General features: G+C 49.4%; 18 protein-coding genes and 1 riboswitch. Of the genes, 8 read left to right on the forward strand and 10 right to left on the reverse strand.

Translation table 11 applies throughout. From position 1 onward, the window contains the following. The first annotated feature begins 79 nt into the window (after positions 1-79). Positions 80-1,387, forward strand: a complete 1,308-nt coding sequence (locus tag HNR50_RS16235) for a homoserine dehydrogenase (RefSeq protein ID WP_184747843.1) — start codon at positions 80-82, stop codon at positions 1,385-1,387. Between the two features lie 3 nt (positions 1,388-1,390). Here the strand turns inward: HNR50_RS16235 and HNR50_RS16240 are convergent, their stop codons facing one another. The 3 genes from HNR50_RS16240 to HNR50_RS16250 form a co-directional block, all read right to left on the reverse strand. Next, a complete protein-coding gene (locus tag HNR50_RS16240; protein ID WP_184747844.1) occupies positions 1,391-2,560 on the reverse strand; it encodes an ROK family transcriptional regulator in 1,170 nt (389 codons plus the stop codon). Positions 2,561-2,586: 26 nt separating this feature from the next. Continuing rightward, a complete protein-coding gene (locus tag HNR50_RS16245; protein WP_221439914.1) occupies positions 2,587-4,464 on the reverse strand; it encodes a beta-glucosidase family protein in 1,878 nt (625 codons plus the stop codon). Between the two features lie 163 nt (positions 4,465-4,627). Further along, positions 4,628-5,815, reverse strand: coding sequence for an ROK family transcriptional regulator (locus HNR50_RS16250; protein WP_184747845.1), 1,188 nt, complete (start codon positions 5,813-5,815; stop codon positions 4,628-4,630). A 344-nt stretch (positions 5,816-6,159) separates the two neighbouring features. Between HNR50_RS16250 and HNR50_RS16255 the strand changes: the two genes are divergently transcribed. The 6 genes from HNR50_RS16255 to HNR50_RS16280 all read left to right on the forward strand — a co-directional run bounded on the left by HNR50_RS16255 (position 6,160) and on the right by HNR50_RS16280 (position 14,283). Next, on the forward strand, positions 6,160-7,857 hold the full coding sequence (locus tag HNR50_RS16255; protein WP_184747846.1) for an ABC transporter substrate-binding protein: 1,698 nt from the start codon (positions 6,160-6,162) through the stop codon (positions 7,855-7,857). Positions 7,858-7,933: 76 nt separating this feature from the next. Next, positions 7,934-8,932: an ABC transporter permease subunit gene (locus HNR50_RS16260; RefSeq protein ID WP_184747847.1), complete on the forward strand. Its 999-nt coding sequence runs from the start codon at positions 7,934-7,936 to the stop codon at positions 8,930-8,932. Positions 8,933-8,935: 3 nt separating this feature from the next. After that, a complete protein-coding gene (locus HNR50_RS16265) occupies positions 8,936-9,865 on the forward strand; it encodes an ABC transporter permease (protein ID WP_184747848.1) in 930 nt (309 codons plus the stop codon). Beyond that, positions 9,862-10,842, forward strand: coding sequence for an ABC transporter ATP-binding protein (locus HNR50_RS16270; protein WP_184747849.1), 981 nt, complete (start codon positions 9,862-9,864; stop codon positions 10,840-10,842). Before HNR50_RS16265 ends, HNR50_RS16270 begins: the two co-directional genes overlap by 4 nt. Then, positions 10,842-11,888, forward strand: coding sequence for an ABC transporter ATP-binding protein (locus HNR50_RS16275; protein WP_184747850.1), 1,047 nt, complete (start codon positions 10,842-10,844; stop codon positions 11,886-11,888). The genes HNR50_RS16270 and HNR50_RS16275 overlap by 1 nt, the downstream gene beginning before the upstream one ends. 64 nt (positions 11,889-11,952) lie before the next feature. Next, the gene (locus HNR50_RS16280) at positions 11,953-14,283 is read left to right on the forward strand and encodes a beta-glucosidase (protein ID WP_184747851.1); all 2,331 of its coding nucleotides are present in this window, start codon (positions 11,953-11,955) and stop codon (positions 14,281-14,283) included. Positions 14,284-14,371: 88 nt separating this feature from the next. On the opposite strand, the gene HNR50_RS16285 is transcribed toward HNR50_RS16280, so the two are convergent. From HNR50_RS16285 to gcvT, 6 genes are all read right to left on the reverse strand, one after another. Next, on the reverse strand, positions 14,372-16,693 hold the full coding sequence (locus HNR50_RS16285; RefSeq protein WP_184747852.1) for a TIM-barrel domain-containing protein: 2,322 nt from the start codon (positions 16,691-16,693) through the stop codon (positions 14,372-14,374). Between the two features lie 11 nt (positions 16,694-16,704). Next, the gene (locus HNR50_RS16290; RefSeq protein ID WP_184747853.1) at positions 16,705-16,920 is read right to left on the reverse strand and encodes a hypothetical protein; all 216 of its coding nucleotides are present in this window, start codon (positions 16,918-16,920) and stop codon (positions 16,705-16,707) included. Positions 16,921-17,260: 340 nt separating this feature from the next. After that, positions 17,261-18,679: an aminomethyl-transferring glycine dehydrogenase subunit GcvPB gene (gcvPB, locus tag HNR50_RS16295; protein WP_184747854.1), complete on the reverse strand. Its 1,419-nt coding sequence runs from the start codon at positions 18,677-18,679 to the stop codon at positions 17,261-17,263. Then, positions 18,679-19,974 carry an aminomethyl-transferring glycine dehydrogenase subunit GcvPA gene (gene gcvPA, locus HNR50_RS16300; RefSeq protein WP_184747855.1) on the reverse strand — a complete coding sequence of 432 codons (1,296 nt, stop codon included), beginning with the start codon at positions 19,972-19,974 and terminating at the stop codon, positions 18,679-18,681. The genes gcvPB and gcvPA overlap by 1 nt, the downstream gene beginning before the upstream one ends. Positions 19,975-19,987: 13 nt before the next feature. Then, complete coding sequence (gene gcvH, locus HNR50_RS16305) at positions 19,988-20,371, reverse strand: glycine cleavage system protein GcvH (RefSeq protein WP_184747856.1); 384 nt, start codon at positions 20,369-20,371, stop codon at positions 19,988-19,990. A 27-nt stretch (positions 20,372-20,398) separates the two neighbouring features. Beyond that, positions 20,399-21,508, reverse strand: a complete 1,110-nt coding sequence (gene gcvT, locus HNR50_RS16310; RefSeq protein ID WP_184747857.1) for a glycine cleavage system aminomethyltransferase GcvT — start codon at positions 21,506-21,508, stop codon at positions 20,399-20,401. Between the two features lie 135 nt (positions 21,509-21,643). Next, positions 21,644-21,737, reverse strand: a riboswitch (glycine riboswitch). A gap of 356 nt (positions 21,738-22,093) precedes the next feature. Here gcvT and HNR50_RS16315 point away from each other — a divergent pair. Continuing rightward, positions 22,094-23,215 carry a sensor histidine kinase gene (locus tag HNR50_RS16315; RefSeq protein WP_246434061.1) on the forward strand — a complete coding sequence of 374 codons (1,122 nt, stop codon included), beginning with the start codon at positions 22,094-22,096 and terminating at the stop codon, positions 23,213-23,215. On the opposite strand, the gene HNR50_RS16320 is transcribed toward HNR50_RS16315, so the two are convergent. Further along, on the reverse strand, positions 23,194-24,648 hold the full coding sequence (locus tag HNR50_RS16320; protein ID WP_184747859.1) for a type I 3-dehydroquinate dehydratase: 1,455 nt from the start codon (positions 24,646-24,648) through the stop codon (positions 23,194-23,196). The two genes, HNR50_RS16315 and HNR50_RS16320, sit on opposite strands and share 22 nt — an antisense overlap. Between the last annotated feature and the right edge of the window lie 6 nt (positions 24,649-24,654).

Consider the following 24,654-nt stretch of genomic DNA (forward strand, 5'->3'; position numbering starts at 1 on the left):
AAAAAGTAAAAAGAGATTGAGCAGCTCCCCTCTATTTCTCTAGAATGAAGGTGTAGAGAGAAATTCTGGAGGTTAGCGCATGAATGGCATTATTAATATCGGGATATTCGGTCTGGGAACTGTCGGGACGGGAGTTTTCTCCATCATCAACAGAAACCGGGAGCTATTTGAAAAGCGCTGCGGATCCAGACTTGTTCTGAAAAAAGCCGTGGTCTCCAATGTCAATAAAGATAGAGGGATTGATCTGACCGGCGTCGAGCTGAGCAGCGATCCCGCATCCATTCTCGAAGATGATGACATTCAGATCGTCATTGAGCTGATCGGAGATCTGGAGCACTCGGAAAAAATCATCACCGAAGCCTTGAAAAAGGGGAAATCGGTCCTGACAGCTAATAAAGCCGTCATAGCCAGAAAGTCCCGGGTCATTTTTGATGCGGCTTACCAATCCAGCGCTTTCTTCGGCTATGAAGCTTCCGTCGGTTCGGGCATCCCGGTCATACGTTCCATCCGGGAAGGTTTTGCCGGTGATACGATCAGTGAGATATCGGGAATCATGAACAGCACGACCAATTACATTCTGACGAAAATGAGCGAAACCGGAGAGGACTTCGCCGCAGCGCTGAAAGACTCGCAGGAGAAAGGTTATGCCGAACCGGATCCGACTTTTGATATCGAAGGATACGATGCCGCCCATAAACTGATAGTTCTGATGAATCTCTCTTTCAACAGACTCTTCAAATACGATGATCTTTTCGTCGAGGGGATAACGTCCATAGAAACCATGGATATGGCATACGCCTCGGAACTGGGATATAAAATCAAGCACATGGGATGGGCGAAAGAAAGAGAAGGCAAGTACTTCGGCGCCGTTCACCCGGTTCTCGTCCACGAATCGGACAGCATGGCTTCGGTTGTCGATGCCTTTAACGCCATTACCGTCGATACGGAATTCGGCGGGCCGTTCGTTCTTCACGGGCTGGGAGCGGGATCCCATCCCGCCGCCTCAGGCGTTATCTGTGATCTGATGGAAGCAGCCCGGGCAATTGAAACGGGTCAGAGCAAAAGCATATATCCCCTGTCTGTGAAATACGAAGATCTGAGAGAGGGGAAGATAGAACCGATCGGCGATGCGGTCTTCCGCTATTATCTCCGCTTTTCCGTTGAAGATAAGGCGGGGGTCCTGGCGGCTCTGACCACCGTTCTGGGCGAGAATGATATCAGCATAAGTTCCATGATGCAGAAAGAAGATCCTGAGAATGTGCACTCGGTTCCGATAATAATCGTAACCCATGAAGCGACGGAAAGGCAGATGCAGGAGGCTCTGGCACAGATTTCAAAGTTGGACTGTATTACAGCTCCCCACAAGCTGCTGAGAATTCGGGATTGAAACTCAGTAATCGACCAGCCCGTCTCCGAAGATCCCCTGCCAGATGAGGGCCCCTCTGCTGTGTTCCAGTTCGGGAACCGTGAAAAGCTGGTCCAGAAACATTCCCGCCGCACCGAGTGCAGGAGACATCTCGTCGCGGCTCATAAGATGAATACCGCAGTCTCTCTGGTTTTTGTAGAGCCAGTTTTTATCAATGACCTCTCGGAACAGCCCCTCCAGATCGGAAATATGAGAGGGAAGATCGCCGCCCAGAAAGAGGTGCTTGAAGTTGAACACATTGACGAACATGGCAATATGTGAGGCAAGATGATAAAAAACCCGTTTCTGCAATTCGGCATCTTTGCCGTAGAGATCCAGTTCCCGGCTGGTCAGGTTTAACTGGTTTACCCTTTCGGGATTATACTCGATAGTCTGAAATTCTCCGGCCGTAAACTCCGGTCCGTAATAGAGCTTTTCATTTATCACGATTCCGAACCCGATTCCCAGACTCTCATTATTATCTTCGATTTTCCGGTTTTCATAATAATTGATATGACAGTAGAGGAAGTTGCTGTATCCTTCCTCTCTGTGGTCGGCCAGTATCCCCCTGGCACAGCAATTGGCATCGTTATCGATGAAACAGGGAACATCCAGTTCGCTGAAGACTTCCTCTCCGAAACAGTAAGGCTCCTCTTCAATTCCCATTTTTGCCGATTTGAGAATGATCGCCTCTTCGTGATTCACGACTCCGGGAATGGCCACTCCAATGCCCAGGAGCCTTTTTTCACCCAGTTCTTTCCTTAATATGCCGTATACGTTGAGAAATTCTTCTTTGATATTGCTATGCCGGACATCGAATGGAAAATCGGAGGAGAAAACCGTCCGGGAATGCATATCCTTGAGGACCGCCCTGATTCCGTAAATGTGAAACTCAATACCGGCAACAAAACCGAAATCCCCCTGGACTCCCAGGCCGATAGGTTTTCTGCCCGGTTTGATTTTCAGATTCTGCGGTTCCACTTCTTCCACGAGGTTCAGCTCGATAAGGTGTGCCGTGACAGAGCTCATGGTCGCCTTGTCCATATCGAACTTCCGGCATAATTCTATTCGGCTTATGCCGTGATTCAACCAGATGGCCCGCAGAACTCTGAGGAGATTATATTGACTTCGCACCTTGCTGTTATTAATCTTCATAGATACGCATTATCCCTTAAACCGGTTCAATTTACAGAGACAGTCTCTTTAAGCTGAATATTATCTGATGATGTACCGACAGCAATTGTAAACACTCCGGAATTCATAGTCCACTGCTCCAGGTTTTCATCCCAGAAGCAGAAGGCGTCCCTCTCCAGAGAAATCCTGACGGTTTTCTCTTCCGCCGGCTTAAGATGTACTTTTTCAAAACCTTTCAGCTCTTTGACCGGACGGATTACGGAGCTGTCAGATTCTCCCACATAGAGCTGAACAGTCTCAAGACCATCCCGCAATCCCGTATTTTTTATTGTTATATCCACATCACAGCGGAGAGTCCCGCCCTTTTGCCCGAGGGAGACCTTCAGGCTCTTATACTCAAACTCCGTATAGGAGAGACCGAAGCCGAAAGGATACAGAGGTTCTACCTTCTTGTGTTCATACCACCGGTATCCTATGAAGATACCCTCGGAGTATTCGACGGGATAGACAGCATGGGCCTTCTCCCCATCGGGATCCCATCCTTTGTACAGCGACTCGCCTTCGGGGATATATCCGAAGCCCGGTGAATCGGAGAACTCTTTCTCAATTGTGATGGGCAGTTTTCCCGAAGGATTGATTTTCCCGCTGAGAACCGATGCGACAGCCCTGTTCCCCTGCTGCCCCCCGTACCAGCAATAGAGTATGGCCGCCGCTTTACCAGACCAGCCTGTCATGCGGACCCCGCCTCCCGCATTGACGAGCACAATCGCTTTACTGCTGTTTCCGACAGCCTTAAGGACGCACCGTTCTTCCTCATCGGGGAGATTAAACGACCTGTCGCACCCTTCGCTGTCCATCGTCCCTGTTGCGATAATGACCGCATCGGCATTCCGCAGCTCCTCATCAGAGGGATTTTTAACATAGCGTATGGATGAACCGAATTCCTCCTTCAGAGCATCGAGCAGATTCATGTGATTGAAGCCTTCCACTTCAGCCGCTCCGCCGCCCCGCGCTGTTTCCTCAGCGAAGCGCCCTGTCAGGAGAATATCTTTTCCGGACTCGAGGGGGAGAAGGTCCGCTTCGTTTTTCAGAAGGACAATTCCTTCGGCTGCGGTTTGCAAAGCGACAGCCTCATGTTCGTCAAAATTATCCAGGTAGGATTTATCCTGAAATCCGGGATTGTAAAGATCCATAGAAAAAGCTGTTTTGAGAATATTCAAAACCATCCGGTCAATATCGGCTTCGCTGATTCTCTTTTCCTCTAAGAGCCGTGGAATTTCTTTAAAAATCTGTCCTGCCGGCATTTCCAGATCCAGTCCCGACTTTATAGCTTTTTCACAGTCATTTATGGCCCACCAGTCTGTCATGACCAGCCACTGGAAACCGAGTTCTTCTCTCAGTATCTCATTTATTAGTTTCCTGTTCTGGCTGCACCATTCTCCGTTGAAAAGGTTATAGGCCGTCATGACCGCCCTGGCTCCGGCTTCCACTCCCTTTTTAAAAGCAGGAAGGTAAATTTCATGGAGGGCTCTCTTGCCTACAATGGAATTGCTTTTTCTCCGGTAGAAATCCGTGTTATTGGCAATGAAATGTTTCAGAGTGGCGACAACCCCCTTTTCCTGAAGCCCTTCCACATACCGGCCTATCAGTTCGGAAACGAGATAGGGATCCTCTCCCCCGTATTCAAAATTCCGGCCGCACTGACTGTGTCTGTATATATTCATCCCCGGCCCCAGGAGGATATGGATTCCTCCGGCCCGGCATTCCTCGCCGATGCTTCCGGCATAACGGAGAAAAAGATCGCGGTTCCATGTGGAGGCCAGCTGCAGCATACAGGGGAAACTGACAGACTTCTCCAGGTCCGTATCAACCCGGTCTTCCAGCCAGGTCTCGCGGATATTGACACCGCAGCTCGCATCACTCATAAAAATTTCCGGCAATCCTAGCCGGGGCACCGATGGGATAAAAAATCCGCGAACACCTCCCAAAATGGAAATTTTCTCGTCCAGCGTCATGGCGTCCCTTATCTCTAGGGCTTTCTTATTGGCCTCTGCATTACTTATTCTGTTCAATTTCAATGTTGCATCCTTAAAAGAAATCTGTTAAATCCTTATTGCTGAAAACTTTCTGCCAGGTAAGGGCTCCCCTTTCATGATCGAATTCCGGAACAGTGAACATCTGTTCCAGAAACATCCCCGCCGCACCCGAAGCGGCTATCTTTTCCCTTTCCTCATCTGTTTCAACAAGGCAGCTCTCTTTCCGGCCGTAAGGCCAGTTGCGGTTTACCGCCTTCCTGAGAATTTCCTGTGCATCGGGAACCAGGTCCGGCAGATCCCCCCCCATTATGACCCGCTTGAAATTGAAAAAATTGACAAGCAGAGCCATATGATTGGAAAAGCTCTCGAAAACCTTTCTCTGAATGTCCGGATCGGACCGGTAGGAGTACTGCTCTTCGCGGGTCATATCGAACTGGTTGATCCGGTCCACATTGTAGGTCATCGTCTGAAACTCTCCCGATGTGTAATCCGGTCCGAAATAGGGTTTACCATCCATTACGAGACCGAGCCCCACGCTGACATTGTCATCGGGATGATACCCCTCGTGAGTGGGTTCATAACTGAAAAAGGTGTAGAGGAAGTTACTGAAATCACGACTGCGGTTTTTCGTCAGCTTCCCCCAGGCGCAGCAGTTGGCATCATTATCAATGAATCCGGGAATATCGAGAATGTCGAAGACTTCCGACTGAAAATCATAGGTATCTTCGACCACGCCCAGCTCCCAGGAGTTGTTGATTATCCCGCGATCGTGGTCCACAACGCCGGGGATAGAGACTCCGATACCAATCAGAGGCTTGTTTTTCAGTTTTTTCTTCACTTCGCTGAAAGCGACCAGAAAAGAACTTTTAATCTGATCCATTTTCAATCGCTCACAGGGAAAACTGAAAGTCTCAATCGTGTTGAAGTGCATATCCTTAATGACTGCTTTAATACCTTTGACATGTAATTCGAAGCCGGCGACATAACCGAAATCCTTCCGGATTCCCAGCCCGATGGGTTTGCGTCCCGGTTTGGACTGTTCAATATTGGGAAGAACTTCCTCGACAATATCCAGTTTCAGAAGAAGAGAGACGATCGTGCTCATCGTGGCTTTATCCAGCTCCAGTTTGGCGCAGAGTTCTTTCCGGCTCACACCGTTTTCAACCCAGATCGCTCTGAGGACTCTGTACAGATTGTATTGCCTTCGGATTCTGGCTCCGCCCGATTTTACCTGATTCATTAATCTCGACTCCGGAAATAACATAGGAAATGACATATTATCCATGTAGGACAAAAAGATTGTATTATGTTAGTTTGGATAAATCAACTATTAATTCATTTCACGGAACGCTTCGGGAAAAGATACAAATTCTGAAACGGGAATTAATTAAGAGCGTAAACAGTTTAATACAATTCTGATAAGAATGAAATAGAGAAAAAAGAATCATCAAGCTATGAAAAATTTAACTTGACAGTTCCTGAATTCCAATAGTAAGGTTGACCAAACTAACTATACGAAACACATCTATTTCGGTAGTTGGGAAATTATTCAATCAAGTCCCGAAAAGGACAAAAGGAAGGAACATGAAAAAAACGTTATTGCTTGTCATGGCTGGTATGTTTACGTTAACATCCCTCTTTGCCGGCGGCTCTCAGGAAACTGGAGCCAGTGAAGACAAAGCTGTATTAACAGTTCTGCTCGACTCAACTGATGGATGGGTTAGAAACTTCAACCCCTACACCTCCGGAGCCAAGCAGTTTACTCACGGTTTCACTTACGAGTATATGGCTCTTTACGATCCGCTGAACAGCAACAGGGAAACTCTCTGGCTGGCGGAAGATATCATTTCTGAACCGGACCTGAAAACTCTTACTGTAAAAGTGAGAAAAGGCGTTAAATGGAGTGATGGTGAAGATTTCACTGCCGACGACGTTGTTTTTACCTACGAAATGGGCAAGAACTTCCCCGAACTGGACAGAAACGGATACTGGGGAGACAACGGAAAGATTCTGAGCATTGTCGCACTCGATGATTATACCGTTCAGTTCAACATGAGAAAACAGAACAGATTCCACAGAATCGACATGTTCAACGAAGTACAGATTGTTCCCGAGCACATCTGGGCCTCAGTGAAAGATCCTTCTTCCTATGTTCTGGAAACACCCGTTTGTACCGGTCCTTTCTCAGAAGTAATCGAGTTCACTCCCGAAATGATTGTTATGGGAAGAAACCCCTACTACTGGAAAGCTGATGACCTGGAAATCGATGAAGTGAGAATGCCTCAGTTCAACGACAACGCATCCGCACTGGCTCTTCTCGAAACAGGACAGGTTGACTGGGCCCACATCTTTATTCCGGATATCGAAAAAACTTACATCAAAGGCGATCCCCACAGAAAATACTGGTACGGATTAAACGACGGCGTAAGAATCGCTTTCAACTATATGACCAAACATGAAGGCAACAACAAGGCTTTCCACAATGTGGACTTCAAAAGAGCCTTCTCCATGGCTATCGACAGACAGGGAATCATCGATTCCGCTGTATTCGGATACCTTGACAGCGCCGTTCCTCCTGTCACAGGTCTTCCCCCGGCACTTTGGGATTACAAAAACCCCGCGGCCGAAGAAATCAAAGACAAGTACACAAGATACGACCTCGATGCCGCTAAAGCTCTTCTCGATAAAGCCGGATTCGTTGACTCCAATGGCGACGGATGGGTGGAAAACCCCGACGGTTCCGAAATTAAATTCGAAATCATCTCTCCTGCCGGATGGACTGACTGGAATGACGGTGCAGCGATCTCCGCAGAAGGACTCAGAGCAATCGGAATCAACGCGACAGCCAACGCCCAGGATCTGGGAATGGTTATCGAAACCTGGGAAACAGGAGACCACGATGTTCTCTACACGGCATACGGAAAATCCGGAAACCCCTGGAAATTCTATTTCGATACAATCGGTGACCAGTCAAGAGTCCTGACTCAGACCTGGTGGTCCATAACTCAGACGAACTATGTCAACGACGAGCTCTCTGCCCTGATCGACAGAATGCCTTTGGCCGGAGACAAGGAAGTCAAAGAGATTTCTGATAAAATCGAAATGCATTTTGCAGAAAACATGATTAACATCCCTCTGTTCTACAACGGTCTCTGGTATGTTTACAACGATTCCAGATTCACAGGTTGGTCGACTCCCGACAACCCTGTCTGCGAGCCCGCATTGGCTGACAACGACATGAAACTCCTGCATATGCTGCAGCTTAAGCCGGTTAAGAAATAATCGGATTCAATGAAATAAATAATACCCCGGGTGAGAATTCGGGGTATTATTATAAAAAAAACAATAGGAAACAGAAGTGAAGTATATTTTCAAACGATTGGGATTTTATTTAATAGCTTTTGTTGCCGCCATAACAATTAACTTTTTCATACCCCGTCTTATGCCGGGAGATCCCGTTCAGATGTACATGGCCAAACTCTACCAGACCAGTGGTAAAATCGATGCAGAAACCATAGCCGCTGTGGAGAAACTCTTCGGGTTCAGTAAGAACAAACCTATAATTGAAAGTTATTTTGAGTATGTGGGCAGCATTTTTCAGGGGAACTGGGGTATCTCTTTCAGCCAGTACCCCTTGACCGTTATCGAAGCGCTGTCCAGGGGCTTGAGCTGGACCGCCTTCCTCATGGGGACCGCGCTGATAATCTCATTTATAATTAATAATCTCCTGGGAATTGTCGCCGCCTGGAGGCGGGGCAGCAAACTGGACAGCGTCCTGACAGTGGGAGGACAGCTGATGGCCAATATTCCGGCCGTGGTTCTGGCCCTGCTGATCAGTTATGCTTTTGCCCGGTCCGACACATTCGGGATATTTCCCATTGGATATGCTGTTACGCCTCTTTTCCGACCGGCCAATGTGCTCCAGTATATAGGCGATGTAGCCTATCACGCCTTTCTTCCGGTAACCTGTATCGTCATGCTTCAGCTCGGCGGCATAATGGGAATGCGCGCCAATATGATCAATCAGCTGGGAGAGGATTTCATAGCCATGGGCCGGGCCAAAGGGGTTCCCGAATGGAAACTGATGTTCTCCTACGGAGCCAGAAACGCCCTGCTCCCCGTCGTCACGACATTAGCTATGCAGATAGGGTTCATGCTGGGCGGTTCGCTGATTATTGAGGTTGTCTTCAATTATCCCGGTCTGGGAAAAGTCATGATAGGCGCCCTCGATTCAAGAGACTATCCGCTCATGCAGGGAATACTGCTCATGTCTACAATACTGATGCTTACGGCCAATTTCATAGCCGATATGATGCTGCTGATTCTCGATCCGCGGCTCAGAAAACAGGGGAGATAGAAAATGACACTGGAAAAACTGGATAAGTATCCCCTGATAAAATTTCTGAGGGACAATCCCAAAGCCACTGTGGGATTCTTACTATTAATTACAATCATGCTCTTAACTCTGGGAGCGCCGTTATTTACAAGATTCGAAGCGGGGTTCCGTTCGGACCAGTACAGGGTAGCCCCCAACAGCGAGTTTATTCTGGGGACCACACAATTGGGACGCGATGTCTGGGCCCAGACTCTCTACGGGGGACGGACGTCTCTGCTCGTCGGAATACTGGCCGGCGTCATAGCCGTCACGCTCAGTACTGTCATAGGTATTACAGCGGGATATTTCGGAGGAATTGTCGACGGGTTCATTACGACTATCATTAACATCGCCATGGTTATACCCCAGATACCGCTATTGCTTATAATAGCCGCGCTTATGGGAGGGGTCTCGCCTATGCTCATCGGTGTCCTTATCGGATTCACCTCATGGGCCTGGGGAGCCAGAGTTCTGCGGTCACAGACAATGAGCATCCGTAACAGGGAGTTTATTTATTCGGCGGAAACGCTGGGGGAAACGAAACTGAGACGCCTCTTCGCCGAAGTCATGCCCAACATGCTTTCCATGATGAGCTCCGCTTTTGTCGGCACCATCATCTACGCCATCATGGCCCAGGCGACTCTGGAATACATCGGATTCGGTGATCCCCTTTCCGTAACCTGGGGAACCATGCTCTACAACGCCCAGAATACAGCTGCCTTGCAGACCGGAGCCTGGTGGGAACTGCTCGGCCCCTGTCTGGGACTCATTGTGCTGGGATCGGGACTGACTCTGATAAACTTTTCCATCGATGAATTGTCCAACCCCAAACTGAAGGCCCAGAGAATCATGGCAGGATATTACAAAGCGAAAAAATCCGAAGCGACATATACTCAGGCAGGAGAGAACGAATGAGCAAATTACTTGAAGTCAAGAATCTCTCCGTCGATTACATTACCCTGAACGGGGCCGTCCGGGCCGTCGATGATGTGAGCTTTTCCATCGAGGAGGAGCAGAGCATGGGACTGGCCGGAGAATCGGGATGCGGGAAAAGCACAATCGCCTACTCGCTGATGAGGCTCCACCGACCGCCGGCTCTTATCGCCGACGGCTCCATCGAACTGGCCGGCCGGGATATCATAAAGATGAAGGAAGAGGAGCTCAGACAGTTCCGCTGGGAACAGATCAGCATGGTCTTCCAGTCGGCCATGAACTGCCTCAATCCCGTTGTCAAACTGGACAGGCAGTTTTATGAAATCTATAAGAATCACGGGATTACCCAGAATCGTCATGAAGCCCGCGCCAAAGCCGAGGAACTTATTGAAATTGTAGGGATACCCAGAGACAGGCTGGGAGATTACCCCCATCAGTTTTCAGGCGGTATGCGCCAGAGAGCTGTCATAGCCATGGCGCTGGCCCTTAAACCAAAACTCCTGATTATGGACGAACCGACCACGGCATTGGATACGGTTGTGCAGAGAGAGATTCTCCAGAGAGTTTATGAGCTGAAGAAAGAACTGAAATTTTCAATCCTCTTCATCACTCACGATCTGAGCCTGATGATGGAGTTCTGCGACGATGTGTCCATCATGTATGCCGGCAAGATTGTCGAACAGGCTCCTTCACAGACCATTCTGAATCATCCGCAGCACCCCTATTCCTATGGATTGAAAAACTCTTTTCCCTCTCTCCACGGCGACATAGAATACATGGAAGGGATTCCCGGCTCACCACTTAATATGAGCAAAATCCCCCCTGGCTGCCGCTTTCAGGACCGCTGCTTCAGAGCGCAGGATATCTGTTTCAAAGAAGTTCCGCCGAGAAAGCACATGGGTAATGATTTCTACGATTGCCATAACCCCATGGGAACATTGACAGGGAGTAAGAACTGATGGACAAAGAAACGGTATTCAGCGTACAGAACGTAACCATGGACTTTCAGATAAGCGGAAAGACCTTTTTCTCAAAAAAGCGGACTCTCAGAGCTCTCAACGATGTATCCTTCGATCTCTATAAAGGGGAATCTCTGGCTGTAGTCGGGGAATCGGGCTGCGGAAAATCGACCCTCTGCCGGATCGCCATGCGCTTCTACAAACCGACCAGTGGTCAGATGATCTATCATGACGGAAGCGTCCATTCTTTCAAGGGCGAAGCCCTGAGAACCTACAGACAGAAAGTCCAGATGATCTTTCAGGATCCATTCTCCTCTCTCAACCCGCTTCACTCCATCTACTATCACCTGAAAAGACCTCTTCAGCTTTATCACAAACTGAAAGGGAAAGAGCTGAAAGAGAAAATGGATGAAGCTCTGGAAATGGTCGGACTTGTTCCCCCGGAAGAGCAGGGGCGGAAAAACCCCCATCAGCTTTCGGGAGGACAGAAGCAGAGAGCTTTTCTGGCCAGAATCATGGCCATCGGCGCCGACATCATCTTCGCCGACGAACCGACGTCCATGCTCGACGTATCCATCCGGCTCGGCGTGCTGAACCTCATGAACAAACTGAAGAGAGAAATGGGCAAATCATTCCTCTACATCACACACGACATCGCTACGGCCCGTTACTTTTCGGACCGCATAATCGTTCTTTACAGCGGACATATGGTGGAATGGGGAGATGTGGACGAAGTGGTCAAACACCCGGTTCACCCCTACACGAAACTTCTTATTTCCGCAGCGCCCGATCCCGAAAGGGAAACGCTGGCCAAGCTGGAAGTGAGGGACGATGTGGAAAAGGAAGTGACCATGTGGACCCCCGAAAGCCGGGGCTGCCCCTTCCGGAACCGATGCCCAGTGGCGGAAAGCCGTTGCGCCGATGATTTCCCAGAAGCCGTGGAAGTCAAACCGAACCAGTTCGTCCGGTGCATCCACGCCAAAGAATGGAAAACGGAAAATAACGCCGCATCAGAAAAACCTGAGAGAAACCAGCCCGTAAGCTGATAATCTCCTTTAAATTAACCGGGAAGGGAGTTCTCTCCCTTCCATCTTAATCAAGGCTGAAAATATGACTCAAAATACTATCGAAAGAGACAATCTTCGAAAGAAAGCGGAAGAACTGTGCTCACAGTTAACTCTCGAAGAGAAAATATCCATGACTGCGGGAAAAGATCCCTGGAGCACTGTTCCGGTGGATCGTCTGGGCATCCCGTGGATATGGCTGGCCGACGGCCCTCACGGCCTGAGGCGGGCCCCCGTGACAACGGAAATGGGTTACGGAGACCAGCTTCCCGCAACCTGTTTTCCCACAGCATCGGCTCTGGCCGCCAGCTGGGACAGGGACCTCCTCGAAGAGGTCGGACAGGCTCTGGGCCGGGAATGCCGGCAGCAGAACGTCGATGTTCTTCTGGGTCCCGGCGTAAACATCAAGCGGTCGCCTCTGGCGGGAAGAAACTTCGAATATTTCTCCGAAGATCCTCTTCTCTCAGGAGAGATGGGTGCGGCCTATATCAAAGGCGTACAGAGCACCGGTGTCGGAGCCTGCCTCAAACATTTTGCCGCGAACAATATTGAAACGAGACGAATGCACATAAATGCGGCCGTTGATGACCGCACGCTCCGGGAGATATATCTCACACCATTTGAAATCGCTGTAAAAAAGGGTCATCCCTGGACGGTTATGGCCTGTTACAATCGCGTACAGGGAACCTACGGAACGGAGAACCGGAAGCTCCTGACGGAGATCCTTAAAGAGGAATGGAAATCCGACGCCCTGGTCATGTCTGACTGGGATGCCGTAATAGACAGAGTCAACGCGCTGAAAGCCGGACTCCATCTGCAAATGCCCGGAGGAAAGAAACCTTACAGCCTGAAAACAATCCGGAAAGCTCTGGAGGCAGGAGAACTGGAAGCTTCAGTCCTCGACAAACTTGTATCTGAACTCATTTACTTAATACTGAAATCCCGAACGGCAAAGGACCCCGCTGAAACATTCAGCCGGGAGCAGCACCATGCCCTGGCCCGCCGGATCGGATCGCACTGTATTACTCTTCTGAAAAATGAGAAAAGTCTTCTTCCCCTCGCACCCGATGCATTCGAGCGGACTAAAGGCAGAAAAATGAAAATTACTCTTCTGGGCGAGTTTGCCGAAACCCCTCGGTATCAGGGAAACGGAAGCTCGGAAGTCAAACCGACAAGAATTGACACAGTCAAAGATATACTGGAAAGCGAATACGGCGACGCTATGGAACTGACATACGTCAGAGGCTATAGCCTCGATGAAAAAACCCCCATATCGGAAGCGGAATTTCAACAGGCATTAGTAGCCGCCCGAAGCAGCGACAGGACTTTGATTCTTGCCGGCTTGCCTCTCAGTTATGAATCGGAAGGTGTGGACAGAACCCATATAGATCTGCCCCCTTCCCACAACCGTCTGATAAAGGCTGTATCTGATGTACAGACCAACACAATCGTGGTCCTGAGTAACGGAAGCGCTGTCGCCATGCCCTGGATTGATCTGGTTCCGGCTGTTCTCGAGAGCTGGGTACTTGGTCAGGCCGGAGCGGGAGCTATAGCCGATGTGCTCTTCGGCAAAGTCAACCCGTCGGGAAAGCTGGCCGAGACATTCCCCGTCAGACTGGAGGATACTCCCTCCTTCCTGAACTTTCCCGGGGAAGAGGGCGAAAGCTTTTACGGCGAAAGGATGTTCGTCGGCTATCGGTGGTATGACAAGAGAGCGATCAAACCGCTCTTCCCCTTCGGACACGGATTGTCCTATACGGAGTTTTCCTATTCAAACCTCAAGCTTTCATCGGATCTGATCGAAGGGGACAATATGCTGGAAATCAGTCTCGAACTGGAAAATTCCGGTTCTGTTGCTGGCGATGAAGTTGTTCAGCTTTATATCCATGATAGAGAATCATCTCTCATCCGCCCGGAAGCGGAACTGAAAGGATTTGCCAAGTGTTCGCTGGCTCCGGGAGAAAAAAAGACTATGACCTTTACCATAACCCGGAGGGATCTCTCCTTTTTCGATTCCCTGAAACAGAAATGGGTAGCGGAAAGCGGAGATTTCGAAGTCCGGATCGGTTCCTCTTCAAAAGATATCCGGCTTATGGCAGGTTTTACCTATGACAGTCGTGAAAGAATCCCCTACGTTCATGATGAGTTTGCCTTTATTTCAACGCTCTGGAAAAACGGGACAACCCGAGCCGAATTATGCTCGATGATCCCCCGGTGGATTTCCCGGTTTACGGCAGAGGGAGCGAGCCCGATTGATGCCGAAATAGACCCCTTCCTGCTTGAACAGCCTCTTATAAAACTGCCCCATTTTACAGAGGGGGAGATAACAGAAGAAGGCGTTTTATCTCTGGTTGAGAGATGCCGGACATTAGAATAATAAAATTGGGATATATTGAAAAGCTTCCCTTTTTTCCGGGCTGAATCCGTTCGAGGCGGATTCAGCCTTTTCTACAGGCAACTGCTGGCTATAACTGAACAGGTTCCGACTTCCAGCATTTCTGGGCCGAGGCGGCAAACATCCATTCGTGCTTTTTCATTTCAAGAACCTTAACGCCTCCTTCATTGGTCAACAGAACCCGCGAGAAGGGACTGTAAAGAACAAATTCCATCCGACAGGCTTTGTATCCGCTTTCCTGGGGAATGAGCTCAAGTTCGAGAGTATCATCACTGGCTTCGCCTTTTACCGTGAAACGGCTCTGTTCGCCCTCCCTGTATCCGTATCCATCCCCCCTGTCATAGGTGTAGTCGTATTCAATATGGCCGGACTGGCGGTCCGCAAAGATATGGAATTCAACCACCGAAAGATCGGAATTGTTGTCGGTTCTCTCTCCGGGCTGCATGGGAAGGACAGCGCCGTCGCGAATATAAAGAGGCGTCTTCTCATCGGAGCTGTCGCTGAATGAGAGGATTTCCCCTCCCTCTCTCCATGAACCGCTCTGGACATCGAACCACCGTCCCGAAGGCAGATAGAGGTCTCTCCCCTTCTCTCCCTCTTTTACGACGGGTGCCTGCATGATCGACGGACCGATATAGAATTGATCGCCGATATAGAGAAGGCTTTCCATTTCCTCGTTCCCGGCGTGATAGTAGAGAGGCCGGAGCAGAGGCTGACCGGAAGTTTCCTGGTCGATAAAGAGATTGTACAGATAGGGAAGAAGCTTGTAGCGCTGACGGATATAATAACGGACGATATCCAGAACCTTGTCATCAAAAGCCCAGGGCTCCTGATTCCGGGTGTCTTTCAGGCTGTGATTTCTCAGAATGGGAGACAGAAAGGCTGCTTTGTGCCAGCTTATCATAAGTTCTTCCGTAGCATCGCCGCCGAATCCCGGAACATCGGAACCGATAAAGGGTATCGATGAAATGGAAAGGTTCAAAGCCGTCTCGATATTCTGCTGCAGATTGTGATAGTTGGAGTAATTATCGCCGGTCCAGATAGCGGACCAACGGCTTGTACCGGTAAATCCGCTCCGGCTCATAATGAAAGGGCGGGATTCGGGGTTGGTTTTTCTCAATCCCCGGTAGGTTGCGTCCTGCATTCCCAGGGCATACTGATTGTGAAACCAGTCGTGGTCCCGCTCTCCGCGGCGGAATTTCATTTCGCTGATTTCTGAACTGCCCGTCGAGGGATCATTCATATCGATCCAGACCCCTTTGATTCCCTCAGAAGCGAAACGGGCGACCTGTTCTGCCCACCACTGGCGCCCCTCTTCCATGGAAAAATCGGGAAACATGGTTTCGCCGGGCCATACAAATCCTGTGTATTCCAGACCTTCGCTGTTGAGACAGAAAATATTTTTTTCCTTCCCGTCGAGATAAACGGGATATTGAGGATCGCGCTTCACTCCCGGATCGAGGATGGGAACGACCTGCCGTCCCGATTCATTCAGTCGGGCGATGTCCTTTCTTACATTGGAAAAATGCTCTTCATTCCAGGTGAAAACACGGTACCCCGTCATATAATCGATATCGAGCCAGAGTCCGTCACAGGGAATCTGGTGTTCCGTAAACTTCCCGTCCAGTTCTTTCAGATCTTCGTAGGATTTATATCCCCACCGGCACTGATGATATCCCAGGCTCCAGAGGGGCGGTCTTTCAGTTGTACCGCAAAGCCGTTGCAGCTTTCCCGTCACATCGCCGGGATTCTTTCCGGCGATAAAGTAGATATGCGGTTTGCCGTCGGTCGATCCGATATAGAAATCCTTTGTCGTATCGGACTGGTTCTGTTTGGCTATCATCTCCTCGGCGCCGGTCGCCATAAAGACGGGATAGGGATTATCCACAAGGATTCCAAACCAATTGTCGCCATTTTTGACAAGGAGATAGGGGACGGAGAGATACATGGGGTCGGTGAAATTATAAATCACCTCGGAAACAGGGAAATCGCTCCAGACATCGGTATTCCAGAATTTGGTCTTAATGCCGCTCTTCTCGAACCCATTGCTTTTTTCGCCCATTCCGTAAAAATGGAGATCATCGGAATAATCAAAGGCGAAAAGCCACTTCTTGCCGCAGACACCGAAACCTTCCTGCGGTTTTGACCTCAGAAGGGTCTGACCGTCGTAGGAAAATTCGATTTCCCCGTTTTTTTCCACCAGAGTCGTACGGTTATCCCCGGCCCCGAGAGAGTCTTCAAAAAAAGGGGCGTAAGAGCCTGTTTCGCTCCATCTTGATTCCTCTACGGAAAGGCTGAAAACGCCTTCCCCGACTTCTCCTATGTGAAAAAAACCGCCCTCCAAACCGGGAAAGCGGAAATTCATGGGATTATCTATTTTATGAAAATACACATCAATATCCTTTATAGGTTATTGTAGCGATCAGCCTTTTCCTTCTCAAAAAGGATAGTCTCTACATTGGCCATTCTTTCTTCAAGACGGCTCATGCGTTCCGCCATTTCATCGCGAAGCTTATCCGCCTCTTTATTATTGTTTTTTAATCTTGCTCTGTACATTTCGCTGATTGCCCCGATCAGGACGACCAGGACTATCATCGCCCATAAACTCATATTCCACATAATCTGTTCTCCTTTCATTCAAACCGTGAACATTAATGAAAAGGATTTTCCCCTGATCACAGATCCCGGTCTCATCGGTTTACAATGAAGATGCACTAAGAACGGTATTCAAATTTTCAATGCCCTTATTTTCATCGGATCCGGACCGAAAAGAAACGGAGCTCAGCAAAGCTGAATCAATGCCGTTTGCAATATCGGACATCCGGGTCAGGCTGAGACCGGGCATTTTCAGAAAACAGAAGACGGTTCTTATGACCTCCTATCTATAATATAGAAAAAAAAAGAGGCAGAATTCATTAAAATTCCACCTCTCCATATTAACATTTGTTTACAATCGCTGTCAGTACCGTAATACAGGTTTTTTCACAGCGCCTGCTTCATCGAGACGTTTAACCGAAGTTGACGCCGGAGCATTGTGCAGGAGCTCCGGAGCATTGACCGCTTCGTCGGCAATTTTATTCAAGGCATCGGCAAAAGCTTCGATCGTTTCGCGGCTTTCCGTTTCCGTCGGTTCGATCATCATGGCTTCCGGCACGATGAGAGGGAAGTAGATCGTCGGCGGATGGAATCCGTAGTCGATTAGGCGCTTGGCCACATCGAGAGTGTGAATGCCAGGTGCGATATCGCCACGGCAGACGAACTCATGCATACAGTTTCTGTCGTAAGCTGCCGGGAAATTATCCGCGACAAGCGCTTTCAGATAGTTGGCATTGAGAACGGCATTTTCCGTCACTTCCCGCAGACCGGCGGCGCCGAGCATGGAGATATAGGTGAAACCGCGAACCAGAATACCGAAGTTACCATAGAAAAGCTTCATCCGCCCGATTGTCTTCGGGGGCTGCTTCAGTTCGTAACCGTCTCCTTTCTTATAGGCGATAGGTCCGGGAAGGTAGTCCTTAAGGGCCGCTCCCGCGCTGACGGGTCCGGCTCCCGGACCTCCTCCCCCATGGGGACCGGTAAATGTCTTATGGACGTTGTAATGCATAACATCAAAGCCCAGCTCTCCCGGTTTCACGATGCCCATAACGGCGTTGAAATTGGCGCCGTCTCCGTAAACCATACCGCCCGCTTTGTGTACCGCATCGATTACTTCGACGATGTTCTCTTCGAAAAGACCGAGCGTATTGGGGTTGGTGATCATGATTCCGGCGAGGGTCTCATCGCATTCCGCCCTGAGAGCTTCCAGATCGATATTCCCCTTCTTGTCCGAGGGGATCTCTTTGGACTGAAATCCCGCCATCGTCGCCGTCGCCGGATTGGTTCCGTGAGCCGAGTCGGGAACGAGAATTTTCCGTCTTACTTCCAGTTCTCCCCTCTCCTCGTGATACTTTCTGATCATGAGGATACCGGTCAGCTCTCCCTGAGCACCGGCAGCGGGCTGAAGACTGGTCGCTTCGAAACCGGAGATAGCCGTTAACTGCTCCTGCATACGATAGAGAAGCTCTATAGCCCCCTGGGAAAGATCATCCCCCTGATAGGGATGGGCGTTCCGGAATCCCGGAAGCGCCGCGGTTACTTCATTCACTTTGGGGTTGTACTTCATGGTACAGGATCCCAGAGGATAGAAGTGGGTATCGATACTGAAATTGCGTCTGGACAGATTGGTATAGTGTCTCACAAGATCCATTTCCGCCACTTCGGGAAGATTCGGCTCTTCCTGTCTTCTCAGTTCAGATGGGATCGGCGTTTCGGGAACATCCAGTCCCGGCAGATAGACAGCGCTCCGTCCCTCTCCGCTGATTTTCCAGAGATTACTCATTATTTCACCTCCTTCAGAGCGGCGACGAGACGGTCGATCTGCTCTTTGCTGTTCACTTCGGTTACACAAACCAGAAGTTCCTTATCCCCTCCGCCGAGACGGCTCAAAGGCAGGCCGGGGAGGATGAATTTCTCTTTCAGTTTTGCGAAAATATCTTCGGCGGGAACAGGAGTCTCCACAAGGAACTCTTTGAAGAAGTGTCCTTTCGTCTTAAGGGAAAATCCATCGATTCTGGCGATTTCAGCAGCCGCATAGTGGGCTTTATGCCAGCTCAGTTCCGCTACTTTTTTAAAACCGCTTTTTCCAAGCGCGGCCAGATAGATAGCGGCGGAAAGCGCTGCCAGTCCCTGATTGGAACAGATGTTACTGGTGGCTTTTTCCCTTCGGATATGCTGTTCCCTGGCGGCGAAAGTGAGAACGCAACCCCGGTTTCCTCTCTCGTCGATGGTTTCACCGATAATGCGGCCGGGCATTTTCCGGATGTTTTTCTGAGTGGTGGCAAAGATTCCCAGCATGGGACCACCCCAGTTCATCCCCACTCCGAGGCTCTGCCCTTCAGCTGTAACGATATCGGCTCCACAGGCACCGGGAGCTTCGAGAACCCCCAGAGAGATGGGATCGGTATGAACAATGAGCATGGCGCCGGCATCATGCGCTTTGGCGGCTTCGGCTTTCACATCGAGGATCTCACCTGTCCAGGTTGGATTCTGAACGATATATCCGGCGGTCTGATCATCGAGATCTCCATCGGAAAGCTCCATATCCAGCCCCTGGAAATACGTCTCGATAATATCGCGGTATTCGGGATGGAGTCCCTGAGCAAGAACAACTTTATGTCTCTTTCTGGTGGAACGGACGCTCATGATCGCCGCTTCGGCCAGGGCCGTCGCCCCGTCATAGTGAGACGCATTGACAACATCCATTCCCGTCAGTTCGGAGATCATGGTCTGGTACTCGAAAATGGCTTCGAGAGTTCCCTGACTGACCTCAGGCTGATAAGGCGTGTAGGCCGTGAGGAATTCTCCTCTCGTTATCAACGCTCCGACTACCGAAGGTACGAAGTGATTGTACACACCGGCTCCCAGGAACCAGTCATAGCACTCGGCGCTGGCATTTTTCGCAGAGAGTTTGGATAGTTCCAGAAGGATTTCCGGTTCGGACAGAGGCTTCGGCATATCCACCCGGGGAAACCTTTTATCCGCCGGAACATCTTTAAAAAGTTCGTCGACAGAGGAAACGCCGATCTTCTTCAGCATCATCTCCCTGTCTTTTGGCATATTGGATATAAAACTCATAATTTCTTATCCATCAGTCCAGTTCGCTGACCATTTTTTCATAATCATCAGCGGACAGCAGCGCATCGAATTCAGAAAGATCGGAGGGTTTGATTTTGCAGATCCATCCCTCGCCGAAAGCGTCATTATTCACCAGTTCGGGATCATCTTCGAGAGCTTCGTTGACCTCGACGACTTCGCCGCTGACCGGGATATACAGGTCATTGGCGGATTTTACCGACTCGACGACACTGAAGGAAGCGCCTTTCTCGAACTCGTCCTCTTCGGGGAGCTCGACAAAAACCACCTCTCCGATTTTGCTCTGGGCGTAATCGGAAATACCGAATACGAGAACATCGCCTTCTTTTCTGACCCATTCGTGTGTTTCGCTGTATCTGGCTTCTTTATCAAATTTCATAATCTCTTTCTCCTCTCTCTATCTTTTTTATCTGTATGAAGGTCTGTATAAGGGCCGCTTTATAACAACGGCTTTCTTTGTTTTCTTACGTATCTGAATGAGAATTTCCGTTCCGACTTTGGCAAATTCAGGCTTCACATAGGCATTCCCGCAATATTTATCAACCCAGGGCGCGTACAATCCCGTAGCCACGTAACCGATTTCCTCTCCTTCGGGAGACAGAACCGTGTACTCCTCTCTGGGAACACCTTTATCGGTCAGTTCGAAGGATATAAGCTTTGAAGGCAGACCTTCGTCGATCTGTTTTACAATGGCATCCTTGCCGATAAAATCTTTATCAAAAGCACAGGCCCATTTCAGAAGACCTTCCGCCGGCGTTTTCTCTTCATTAAGCTCATGCCCGTAAAGGGGAAATCCCGGCTCGAAGCGGAGGCTGTCCCTGGCTGCCAGGCCGATGGGAAGAACCTCTATTCCGATCTCTTTCCCGTGATCGATGATACCCTGCCAGACCTTTTCCGCCTGATCCGCGGGATAGAAGAGCTCCACCCCGTCTTCTCCGGTATATCCGGTTCTTCCGATAAGCACCTTTACACCGAAAAGATTATCCTCTCCGGAGGAAAAGCGCTCGATTTTTCCGGTCCGCCCATCGGTCAGGGAATCCATGACTTCAATGGCTTTAGGGCCCTGAAAAGCAATCATGTAGGTCTCTTCGGATATATCGGTAACCGACACTTTTTTCCCTTCGCTCTGCTTCAGAATCCACTGATAATCTTTTTCCAGGTTGGACGCGTTGACAACAACCATCCACCCCTTCCCGTCTCCTTTGCGATACACGAAGAGGTCATCAATTACACCCCCGGAAGGCAGACACATGAGAGAGTAGGTAGAATTCCACGGCTCGAGTTTTGTCAGGTCGGCCGTTACGAGATAGTTGAGGAAATCCGTCGCTTCCTCACCTTCAACGAGAATCTGGCCCATATGGTCGATGTCGAATAGTCCGGCGGTCTCGCGGACGGCTTTATGTTCGGCTATGGGACCGGGAGCATACTGAATAGGCAGCTCCCATCCGGCGAAAGGCACTATCGTTGCATCATTCTTCTGATGCCAATCGTATAATCGGGTTCTTTTTAAATCCATTTCTTATCCCCTTTCACAATTAGTATAGGTCATGAACCAATAAATGAAAAATTCTATATATAATGCACAAAAGCACCTTGAAATCCGGTCATCTCCTTAACAAAAGAAAAGGACAGGGCACAAAAAAGCTAAGCGCTTTTGTGCCCTGTCCTTTTATCTGAAAGATTCCCCCTGAGGGTTGCTTCTTCGATGGGAATCTCAGAGGATTCCTCTCTCCAGGGATGTGTAGGATTTACTGTTCCTGACCTGAGAGATTCAACAGGGATTCAAGCCGATCCCCATCTTGCTCCTTCGGTAGCCGAAGCTTCTTCAATAAATCTTAAACCACAGTATATTCAATTTTTCATATTAAAAGCTAAGCCATAAAATTACCGATGTCAAGCATTTCCGCATCGGCCAGCCGACTCTTTACGGACGGGCTTCTATTGGATATAGTTTCATGAGGGAGAATTGGAATGGCAATGACAAAAAAAGAGAAAATATTTGCAGGCATAGCCGGATTTCTGGGCTTTTGCGGACTGATGGTTGCAGTTATAGCCATTAGTTTTTTCATGTCTATGTAATTTAGATGAGTTGTATTTGAATATGGAAACATGCTTCGCTACACCGGAAAGAACCAGAGACCGGGAACTGGCAGAGGAAATCAAAGCGCTCAGCGGCTCTGCGCTGATGCAGGTCTTCATTAAGAGTATTAATTGCCTTTTTGCCGTACTCGATGGAAACCGTCAGATAATTGCGCTCAATGATCATTATCTCAGTTACCTGAACAGGATTCCAGCCGAATCCATACTCGGCTTGAGGATCGGAGAGTCGCTGAAGTGCATACATTCCACGGAAATGGAAGGCGGATGCGGAACGTCGCGTCACTGCCGGTCCTGCGGAGCCGCCCTGGCCATAACGACTGCCATAGCCAGCGATGAGCCTATTGAAAGAGAATGCGCTCTCGAGCTTGAGGAAAACGGAGAAAGGAAGGATCTGTTTTTTCATGTGAAGTGTGAGCCCTTTTATCTGGAAAACAGAAAATTCTATTTGCTCTTCCTCAATGACATAACCAAAGATCAGCAGAGGAAAATGCTAGAAAAGACATTCTTCCACGATTTCAACAACATTCTGGGAGGCTTGTCCACAAGCGCCTATATGCTTTCGAAAGGCATCAGATCCGATCAGGTCATCGACTCCATCTACAGCACGACCAATGTGCTGGTGAAAGAAGTTGAAATCCAGCGCTGCCTTATGGGAAACAATCTCGATTATTACAAAAAAACTCTATATCCCCTCTTTCTGACCGATACTTTTGAAAAATTGAATAATATTTTCAGGGAAAAAGCAGAAAGCCAGGGGACAACCATTGTCTACAGCGCGGCTCCATCAGTCGGAAATATCAAAAGCGACGAAGCGCTCCTGATCCGCATTATCTCCAATATGATAAACAATGCTCTCGAAGCTACCGGGGAAGGTGATACGATCTCCCTTAAGGCCCATCGCGATGAAGACATAGTAAAAATTACCGTACGGAACCCCGGTTTTATACCCGAGGACGTTCAATTGCGGATATTCCAGAGAAATTTCAGCACGAAAAGCCGGACAGGCAGAGGTCTCGGAACCTATTCGATGAAGCTTTTCGGGGAAAAAGTTCTCGGAGGCAGGATCGGTTTCACTTCGACGGAGAGAGAAGGAACGGAATTCTATTTAAGTTTACCGTCGTGAAATATCTCAAACTGAAGGACAGCCTGTTCCTCAAGCATGGTGAAACCGCCTAATACGCGGCACCCCGCCTCTTTCGCCCGGGCCATCATTCTGGTCACTTCGGGCTTGTAGATAATATCGTAAACAACTTCTGTTCCGTCAAAACTGTAAAAGGCAACGGGATCAACATCTTCAAGAGGTGGCATTCCCGCGCTGCTGGTCTGTACGATGATAGAGCTGTACTCTCTGAGGGCTGCAGCATATTCAGGTCCTAATCCGTAAGCGACGCAGCCGAATTGATCGGCCAGATCCTCTGCGCGGCTTAATGTTCTGTTGAAAACAGCAACTTGCGCCCCTTTATCCTGAAGTGCAAAAACGGCAGCCCTTGCGGCTCCTCCCGCCCCGATAACGGCGGCTTTCCGTCCTTTCAAATCAGCAATACCCAGAGTGTCCAGCAGAGGCTTGATCAAACCGTAGGCATCCGTATTGGTTGCCGACCATTGCCCGGAACCATCGCGGTAGATTGTATTGGAGGCTCCGATAGCATCGACAGCTTTATCTGTTGTATCAACAAGGGGGATGATGTCGCTTTTAAAAGGAACAGTTACGGAGGAGCCGTTTATCTCCAGAAGCTCAGCCGTTTTCATAAACCATTGGGGAGAATCGGTGAGGAATGGGACATAGACGGCATCCAGCCCCTCTTTCTCATACCAGCCATTGTGAAGATGAGGCGAGCGCGATTGGCTGACGGGGTTACCGATAATGCTGTTGATTACTGTTTTTCCGCTGATTTTTCTGAAGCGGTAGATGCTGTTCAGATCCAGAGCCGTACAATGCCCGGGAGCGCCGCTGGGAGCTTCGCTGTCGGAACAGAAGGTCAGAAAAGAACCGATCTTTTCTGCCAGAATGCGGGTGGGAAATCCGAAATTTCCCATTCCGAGTAGTATAAAGGGCGATTTTCTTTCTTTTTTCAACTGTTGCGCCGCCTCGATGAGACGAAACAGGTCCTCACTGCTCCGGGGATAGACGGCCCCCTTGGCCATGACTCCATCAAAGCGGTTCATAGTTTCCACAAGGTCTTCCGGAACTCCGTCAAAATCGTGAAATGACCGGATTATTTCCGTATTCATGGCCGCGGCTTTACCGGACAGCGGGCCCGGTTCCACATCCATCTCAATATCGATAAATGCAAAGCCTCCGTCCAGCCACAGCTCCAGCAGGGCCATCCTCTCCTCTTCGGCGCCGGTCCAGTTACCGCCGTCGCAGTTCTTCCGGCATGTCAGCACGACAGGAACGCCTGACTGACCGGGAAAAGAAGGGACGAGAGAATACTGGCTTTCCTCCAGCAGATCGGTCCTCAGCTCCACCATATCCACAAGAGACAGGTTCCTTTCCAGAATCCGCCGGTTTTCTTCCATAGTAGGGGCTGTAAGCACCAAACAGATTTTTGCCATTGTCAC

The sequence above is a fragment of the Spirochaeta isovalerica genome, from assembly GCF_014207565.1.
In the GTDB taxonomy this organism is placed as follows: domain Bacteria; phylum Spirochaetota; class Spirochaetia; order DSM-2461; family DSM-2461; genus Spirochaeta_F; species Spirochaeta_F isovalerica.